Source organism: Paenibacillus praedii (genome assembly GCF_049725345.1).
Lineage (GTDB): Bacteria > Bacillota > Bacilli > Paenibacillales > Paenibacillaceae > Pristimantibacillus.
Window position 1 is genome coordinate 1 of sequence record NZ_JBMWAM010000038.1, and the last position, 8,063, is coordinate 8,063.

The window sequence follows — 8,063 nt, forward strand, 5'->3', positions numbered from 1 at the left end:
AAAAGGCATGAGTCCGGTACAATACCGAACTCATGCCGAACAGGTTGCCTAAATATAGATGTCTAACTTTTTGGGGTCACTTCAACTGATCGGCTGCCTTCTCCACGCTAACTGGCAGGATAGCGGAATAACTTGTTGAAAGAGTACCAGCCGCCGAAAATACGGGGAAAATCGGCTTGTAAACTGTATTGAAACGGATTAGACTGTTAAAGTAAGTAGCGAGCATCATTTTCTCGTCTCAGAACTTTGTGCAAAACTAATTAACTTCGTACCAAGTATGGATACGGTCAATCTCGATGATATAAATTGAGAACCGTTCCATGTCAAAAAGTTTTCGACATATCCTAATGTATCCGAGTTAGAAGTACCAATAATTCGTTGCAAGGCAAGTAGATCATAACTAATCCCTATTTGGTTTGTCACAATGGGATATAACGCACCTAGAGCAAGAACTTCTCCTTTAATCGGTTGTTTTAGTTTTCCGTTCTCAAAGTAATACTGTGATACATAATCATAACCTTTGTAACTAATGTCGATGGTGAAAAGCACATCAAGTTGAGGACTTCCTACACTCACTTTATAAAAATCCTGGTAATCCACGTTAAACTTATATTCCTTGTTGTACTTTTCAACATCAAACATTAGCCGCAAATCGTTATTCTTGAAGGAATAAATATAATATATCCCGTATCCACCGCTTCCACCAGAATCGATACTTACTAAAATGTCCAACATGTTATCCTTAGTAAAATCCCCAAGGAAAAGCCTGGCATTATATCCTGAATTGCTTTGAAGTCTAACCGTTGTACTCTGGTTCGAATGTCCATCTTGAATAACAAGCGTTATGTTATCCGCAAAGATTCCTGTACCTTCAGGTTTATTTCCATATAAATACACGTTATCTATGATTCCGTCTCCATTTACATCACCTCGCTTCATGTCAAGCAAAGTAACAATTCTTGAATGATTTGGGATACCATTCGTTTGTCCATGAACTTGTTTGTACAAGTGCGCCCCCCTCCCTATTAATAAGTCCCTGTGTATACGATATGATTGACCTTTTTTAGTATGGAGTGGGAATTGGGGGGCATGAAACAGCTTTGATAAATCTTGGATTGATCCGATAAAACATCCAGAATCGCCCATCCCATCGATAACCTGAAACCCCTCCCGACTCAACCTGTGTCGGGTAAAACCAGAAACTTTCCCCATTCCATAACCAAACATATGTTTGTTGATATAAGCAATCAACGATATAGGATGTAGCAGGTTGCACTGGGACGAATTGTGGAGGCGGGGTCATTGGTATAAAAGCCATTCGACTTCACTCCTTAATATTGTGGTTTATTGCAAAGGAACACAATGTCCTGATGGAGTTGAAACCCCTCAAATAAACGAGTCTTCTGTCGACATGTACAATTTCGCCTTCTTGTGTTGCCTGATGTTGCAAATCATTCACTTGACCTCCTTAAATAATAATAAATCCTTCTTTTCACCCTATGCATGTGCTTAGTCCAAGGTTCGTTACTTACCTTTTCACTTAACTTAGAACCGCCCTTTTTAAAGCTTATAGGTCACATTTGAGCTATGAGTCCGCTGAACTAACGGGTAACGATAGTTCAATATCGAAAAGGGCTGCCGCGTGATAGTCCTTCGTTGCGCTAACGGGCAGTTTAGTTGAGGTAGTATTAATAAATTTATTTATGGAAATAACAGGAGAATAGAATTGGGACGTAGAATTACTTTAGAAATAACGAATTTAAGGAGAATGAAATGAGTAAATTTAGCCTACTTAACAAGTTTATAGTTCAAGAAGGAAAAAATGAAGAAATGGTCGATATTTTGTTAGAAGCAGCCGAGTCGATGGAAAATTTAGATGAATGTGAAATATATCTTGTGAACATTGCCGATAATGAACCAAATTCTGTTTATGTTTATGAAGTGTGGACCGACGAAAGTTCACATCAAGCCTCTCTAGGTCTTGAAGTTACCCAAAAATTAATAAGCCGAGCAAAACCCATTATTACTGGTATGGAAAGAATGAGCACCTTAAAAACAAAAGGTGGAAAGGGTATTTCATCTAATAAAATTTAGTCTTTAGAACAGGTTGTCATTGTGGCAGTCTTTTTTCTATATTAAAAGTCCAGATTGATTATGAACAAATGTACTTAAACTAACGGGGTATGTTAGTGTGGAGCTGCCGCTAGGACAGCTCCTTTTTAATGACCATTGAAGTAACGGGCAGTTTAGTTAAAAAACGGATATACTAATACGAATGAAATATACTTTAGGATATGAAAAGGAGTAGGTTTATAATGGAAAAGGTAATACCATTCTTAATGTTTCAAGATGGCAAGGCAGAAGAAGCAATGAATTATTATACAGCGCTTATTGAGGATTCTCAAGTTACAAGTATTGTTCGATACGGAGCAAATGAAGCTGGGGATGAAGGAACTGTAATGCAGGCTACTTTTACCTTAAAAGGGCAAGAATTTATGTGCATTGACAGTAATGTAAAACATCAGTTTTCTTTTACACCTTCGTTCTCAATATTTGTTACTTGTAATACTGAAGAAGAACTTGACAATCTTTATCAGAAACTCAATGAAGGTGGACAAGTACTTATGCCTTTGAATGATTATGGTTTCAGTAAAAAGTTCGGTTGGTTAAATGACCGCTTCGGAGTTTCGTGGCAACTAAATCTACCTAAATAATATGAATAACCTTTTTAGTTTAAAAAAAAGCTAAATAAGCTAAATTATTGCACTAACGGATACTATAGCTCAATAACTATCGGGGGAGGACAAAAATGTCCTCCCCTTATTTGGATTAAAAAGGTATCATTGAACTAAAGGGCAGGATAGTTCCAATATGTGATGTTATAGGGGTGATATATGCGATAAAAGGGAGTGAAAACTAAGTGCATGAACAAAGTAAAATAAATAAAAAAGCTTGGGAGTATCGTGCTTATGAATATTGGAATAAACGAGATGGTTCTCCTGAGGAAAAAGCACGTCAGATTTTAGAAAATCCACTTGCAGCACTTAAAAAGCATAAGAACCTTTTTAATCATGTTCGAGGTAAAAAGGTTGCTAACCTTTGTGGTTCGAATGGAAGAAAAGCTGTTCCGTTAGCAATATTAGGGGCAGAGGTGACCGTATTCGATATCTCTGAGGAAAACAGAAAGTATGCTTTAGAGCTGGCTGCAAGCGCAAATATCACACTAGAATACATCGTCACAGACATATATGATATCGACCTAAAGGAGTACGGAGGTAATTTTGACTTTCTATATTTGGAAGGAGGGATATTACACTATTTCAGAGATTTGGAAAAGTTAATGAATATTCTTTGCGACTTATTAAATGATGGTGGAAATTTGGTTTTAAGTGATTTTCATCCCTTAGGAAGATGTATCTCATCTCACGGCGAAGTCAATTATTTTGATACAGAACTAAAAAATGGAGATGTGGCGTATAAAGGTGCATTTGATATAGATGAACAGAAAGATTTCCCCGATGTCTCCATTCGATTGTACACTTTGAGCGATATTATTAATTCAGTCGTTTCATCAGGTTCAGATTGCGAAAGTTTGATGAGCATCGTGGATGGAATAATGAAAATATTCCTTGGGAATTTACTATACTGGCGGATAAACAGATGTTGAAGTAACGGGAGACTATAGCTTAATAACTATCGGGGGAGGACAACAATGTCCTCCCCTTATTTGGTTTAAAAAGGTATCATTGAGCTAACGGGAAGTTTAGTGACATAACGAATGCGCTATCCGTTTTGATGTTAAGGGAGCGAAGCTAGGTGAGTGATCTCATTATATGTTTAAAAAACGAAGTTGATATGTTTAAAAAATGGGCGGACGAATCTCCCGGTGAACATGGAGAATGGGAAACAGAATACCCTCACTGGGATAGACTTTATAGTGCAGTGGATCAGGTATTAGCACATGAGTCAATTGATGAATGGAACAGTGATGTTTTTGAGTCAATACTCTACACTTTGGCTAGAGATAACGAGTGCGAAAATGTATTACAGTCTCTAATTGAACATCCTAATGCTTTAATTCCCCTAGCTTATAAAGCGATATCTTGGGACGATTACGAGGCAAGGTGGCAAGTAGCTTTTGGTCTTGGTGAAATCGCCAATGTGGACAATGATGAAGTACAGGCTCTTTTAGAAAGGTTTCTAAACGATGAACATGAGTATGTAAGAAGAAGGGCTTTGTTTGCTCTGGAGAAAAGAAACAATGAGGGACAATAAGATCAATTTTCTTTAAGCTATTGGTGAACATTAGTTTAGCGATCCAGGGGCAGCTTGATGCGCCGCAGCTACTCCAATGTCATTAAGCTAAAAGGCAGGTTAGTTTAATAAACAATGATATATAATCAAAGAAATCAGAGGTTAATAAAGGAGATTTATATGGATATTAGGAAACTTAATAAAAGTGAAAAACTTCCAATGGAATTGTTGTTATTGGCTGACCCTTCAAGAGAGATTGTTGAGGAATATGTCCATAGAGGCGAATGTTTTATAGCTGAAATCGAACAGCATATTATTGGAGTTTATGTATTACTTCCAACAAGACCAATGACAGTGGAGCTTGTGAATGTTGCAGTCGTAGAAGAGCAACATGGTAGAGGTATAGGCAAACGATTGGTAATGGATGCAATTAGGGTAGCTAAAACAAAAGGCTACAAAACAATTGAAATTGGAACTGGAAATTCAGGCATAGGGCAACTGGCTCTTTATCAAAAATGTGGCTTTAGAATAGTTGGTGTTGATATAGATTTTTTTGTTAGGCATTACCCAGAAGAAATTTTTGAAAATGGTATTCAGTGCAGGGATATGGTTCGTTTATCTCAAGATTTATAGGTTAAAAAGGTAAATGTTATTCAACTAACGGGGAACGATAGCACAGCGGTGGAACCGATCCATCGCTTATTTTGTATTGTTGGAAATCCGCTCAGCTAACGGGCAGGATTCTAGATTTGCACCTGAAATGATAATGTTGTGATCCTATTTAACTGAAAGGAGCGAAAGAAGTGAACACCAAGGATAACGCGCATTTCATCGAACAGATCATTCACCACGCGGAAAATTGTTTGGAGTTTTATTCTGTCAGTGGTGAGATCATTGATCTATATACTTATTTTCGTATACAACCTGAGAGTTAATATTATAAGTAACTTAAGGAGATCGAAGATGCACTCGAACAAAGATTGGTTAAGCGAATGAGTTTCGTTGACACCATAATGCTCCGCGAAAAAATCGATGAAATAAGAAGCTATTATGTATACCATCACTTGAAGTTCAATACTAATGTAGAACGAATTTGGAACTACATTGATGCAATTTTAGACTACGTTCGTCCAGCCAAAGATGTTGACACAAACAGAGGCAAGGAATTAACAGCATTTTCACTCTCAAAAATCATCATGTTATGCGTTTGGATTACGCTATTAAGAAGTAAACGTTTAGATTACGGGGACCGCTTAGAAGCGAACAAAAAATTGCACCCTGAGGTATGGCGATATGCGCATACAGTCATGTATGTAGAAACACATGTCAAGGAGGCTTGTATAAAAGACGGCTTGCTACAAAATCGCGAAGAAGTAGCTGCTATCTTATTCTCACGCATTGAATCAAGAATCCACAGTTACGGACCCGTGCGATTCATGGATCACATGCTGGTCGAGTACAAAAAAACGTTCGACGCTTCTACAGAGATGTTTAACCGTTTAATTAATACTACGCGCAAGTTTCTCTATCACGTTGCACTGAAGATTGTAACTTCGACCGATGTACCAGAAGGAACGGGTTACCCCGAAACCTTAATGGCAATCGAGAGAATCGCGAGCGTGTTATTGGATTTGTATGATTACCGTATAGAAAACCAATTTCAGCTCATGTTCATTGGCGACCCAATTCCATATTTCCAGAAAGCCGTGTTTCATGATGCCCTGTACAAGGATTATCAATATCCACCAGAAAGCACAATCATCATGTTGGATTCGATACTGGACTCATATCGTGAAACCATTGTAGAGGCTTTCGGAATGGATAAAGAGGCCATCATTCTTATTTCAAGCGAAATCTTATCGATCGCTCCTTTAGCTCTAAAAACCGAAGGACCTTTGCTGCGGTTAACTGCATCTGGGTTGTACAAGAGGCTCCGTAAGCAGGTTACTTGGGATGTCATAATCACTTATTTAAATCGAATTTCGAGCAGTACCAGCTTAAACAGCAACTTCAACCGCCCGCTGGAGGTTGTTGGAATTGATGCTGACTCCGAGTGGCTTGTACCTGTTCCTGCTAAAGAGTATGAGTATTTTATGCCGCTTCCATCGATTGATTGCTTTGGTCTTTATGATAAAATGAAAGGGCTCTTGGGCCATCCAAGAAGCTGGGGTACAGTTTTCGAACAATTTATTCAACAATGGATGGCCACTCATTTGGGCGAGCCAGTATATTCGGGTGATTATGTTCATGAAGGGGAAAAAGGGGAATCTGACGGTATCTGTATCGTTAGTAACAGGTTATCGTATTGGAAAGCAAAATCAAGCCGCTGACTCGCGATGCTCGATCTGGGCATATAGGTAAACTACTTCTTGATCTAGGCGGGTCGTCTATTCATAGTCAACTGCAAGCATTTCGGACCGAGTCGGCTTTACGTTCTGGACCACCTTTAGAGTTGTTTCAACAAGGATCCGCTAAGAGGGCAATGATAAATGGGAAGTTAACTCCAATTGCGAGAGTCGAGGCTCCTCAAAACGCAAACTATATTCGCATTTCATGTACGCCGTTCCATTTCGGCGTGTTTAATGAGAATACAGTTTGCCATAATATTTTCGAGGCACTAATAAAATATTCATTTGGTACAGATGATGAGTCGATTAAAGACAGGTTTGTTGATTTCGAAAAGAAACGCAGATCACTTCTGGAGATTTTAGGGACGCTTCAAAAGCGGGCTTATAAAACAGAACGTATTTTCGAGATGACACATGGTTCTTACTTTTTGTCATTTGGTCTGATCTATTTGCTAACTAGTACAAGAACATCTAAGAAAAGCGCTATTGATCGTCTTCGGATGTTCGGAAGCATTCAATCGCATGATTATGATTCATATTTGATATTAAAACACATTCTTTAGTTTTCAGACGACCCTGGAGTACATAAGCTGCCCTTTCTCAACTAACGGAGAACGATAGTGGAGGAGTTTGCTTCAGGCAGCTCTTCATTTGGTTTATTGAAGTAACGGGCAGTTAAGTTGAATAAGAAATGATAAAACAAAACAAGGTATCAAATCTTTTTTGGAGGGAGATTTATGAGAACAAATCTATATTTTGCAAGGCATGCTCATTCAATATACACCCCAGAAGAATTAACAAGACCGTTATCGGAACGTGGCTTTAACGATGCTAAAAAAGTAAATGAAATATTAAAAAAAGCGAATATTGACCATGTAATTTCCAGTCCGTACAAACGAGCATTTCAAACAATCGAAGGCATTGCTAAATACATAGGTGAAGAAATTGTGATTGAAGAGGATTTTAAAGAAAGAGTCCTGTCAGAAAGACCAGTAGACGATTTTAACTATGCTATTAAACGAGTGTGGGAAGATTATAATTTTTCGTTTGAAGGCGGAGAATCGAATAAAAATGCCCAAAAGCGGGGGGCGAGACTAACTTTACAGGTCTTGGACAGGTTTAGAACTAAGAACATTGTTATAGGAACACATGGCAATATTATGGTTTTAATAATGAATTATTTTGATGAAAAATACGGTTTTAATTTTTGGAAACAACTTGATATGCCAGACATATATAAATTATCTTTCGACGGAACTGATTTGAAAGAAGTTATTAGGTTATGGGAAAGGGATTAAGACAAAAACTTATTAAGCTAACGGGAAACGACAGTGCAATACTTACATCACGAGGCTGCCGCGGAATGAACGGCAGCCTCCATTATTTTAACGGGTATTTAACAGCTGGGAGGTACAGTTTTACAGTGCTACAACAAGATATTGTTAATTTGATTAGAGATGA

9 protein-coding genes are annotated in these 8,063 nt (G+C 38.1%); 8 read left to right on the forward strand and 1 reads right to left on the reverse strand.

Annotated elements, in window-relative coordinates:
- Positions 1 to 225 precede the first annotated feature (225 nt).
- The gene (locus ACO9K6_RS20795; protein WP_424769440.1) at positions 226 to 1,008 is read right to left on the reverse strand and encodes a VCBS repeat-containing protein; all 783 of its coding nucleotides are present in this window, start codon (positions 1,006 to 1,008) and stop codon (positions 226 to 228) included.
- 765 nt (positions 1,009 to 1,773) lie between these two features.
- Here ACO9K6_RS20795 and ACO9K6_RS20800 point away from each other — a divergent pair.
- From ACO9K6_RS20800 to ACO9K6_RS20835, 8 genes are all read left to right on the forward strand, one after another.
- Positions 1,774 to 2,094, forward strand: a complete 321-nt coding sequence (locus tag ACO9K6_RS20800; RefSeq protein WP_424769441.1) for a putative quinol monooxygenase — start codon at positions 1,774 to 1,776, stop codon at positions 2,092 to 2,094.
- A 221-nt stretch (positions 2,095 to 2,315) separates the two neighbouring features.
- On the forward strand, positions 2,316 to 2,714 hold the full coding sequence (locus ACO9K6_RS20805; RefSeq protein WP_424769442.1) for a VOC family protein: 399 nt from the start codon (positions 2,316 to 2,318) through the stop codon (positions 2,712 to 2,714).
- Between the two features lie 206 nt (positions 2,715 to 2,920).
- Positions 2,921 to 3,667: a class I SAM-dependent methyltransferase gene (locus ACO9K6_RS20810; protein ID WP_424769443.1), complete on the forward strand. Its 747-nt coding sequence runs from the start codon at positions 2,921 to 2,923 to the stop codon at positions 3,665 to 3,667.
- A 149-nt stretch (positions 3,668 to 3,816) separates the two neighbouring features.
- The gene (locus ACO9K6_RS20815) at positions 3,817 to 4,275 is read left to right on the forward strand and encodes a HEAT repeat domain-containing protein (RefSeq protein ID WP_424769444.1); all 459 of its coding nucleotides are present in this window, start codon (positions 3,817 to 3,819) and stop codon (positions 4,273 to 4,275) included.
- Between the two features lie 159 nt (positions 4,276 to 4,434).
- A complete protein-coding gene (locus tag ACO9K6_RS20820) occupies positions 4,435 to 4,887 on the forward strand; it encodes a GNAT family N-acetyltransferase (protein WP_424769445.1) in 453 nt (150 codons plus the stop codon).
- Positions 4,888 to 5,246: 359 nt separating this feature from the next.
- Complete coding sequence (locus ACO9K6_RS20825) at positions 5,247 to 6,584, forward strand: hypothetical protein (RefSeq protein ID WP_424769446.1); 1,338 nt, start codon at positions 5,247 to 5,249, stop codon at positions 6,582 to 6,584.
- The gene (locus ACO9K6_RS20830) at positions 6,560 to 7,165 is read left to right on the forward strand and encodes a hypothetical protein (protein WP_424769447.1); all 606 of its coding nucleotides are present in this window, start codon (positions 6,560 to 6,562) and stop codon (positions 7,163 to 7,165) included. Before ACO9K6_RS20825 ends, ACO9K6_RS20830 begins: the two co-directional genes overlap by 25 nt.
- 174 nt (positions 7,166 to 7,339) lie before the next feature.
- Positions 7,340 to 7,900, forward strand: coding sequence for a histidine phosphatase family protein (locus ACO9K6_RS20835; protein ID WP_424769448.1), 561 nt, complete (start codon positions 7,340 to 7,342; stop codon positions 7,898 to 7,900).
- Positions 7,901 to 8,063: the final 163 nt, after the last annotated feature.

What these genes read in the sequence shown, in the direction of transcription:
- ACO9K6_RS20800 (WP_424769441.1), top strand. Translation starts at nt 1,774, where the DNA reads ATGAGTAAATTTAGCCTACTTAACAAGTTTATAGTTCAAGAAGGAAAA.
- ACO9K6_RS20805 (WP_424769442.1), top strand. Translation starts at nt 2,316, where the DNA reads ATGGAAAAGGTAATACCATTCTTAATGTTTCAAGATGGCAAGGCAGAA.
- ACO9K6_RS20820 (WP_424769445.1), top strand. Translation starts at nt 4,435, where the DNA reads ATGGATATTAGGAAACTTAATAAAAGTGAAAAACTTCCAATGGAATTG.
- ACO9K6_RS20825 (WP_424769446.1), top strand. Translation starts at nt 5,247, where the DNA reads ATGAGTTTCGTTGACACCATAATGCTCCGCGAAAAAATCGATGAAATA.
- ACO9K6_RS20835 (WP_424769448.1), top strand. Translation starts at nt 7,340, where the DNA reads ATGAGAACAAATCTATATTTTGCAAGGCATGCTCATTCAATATACACC.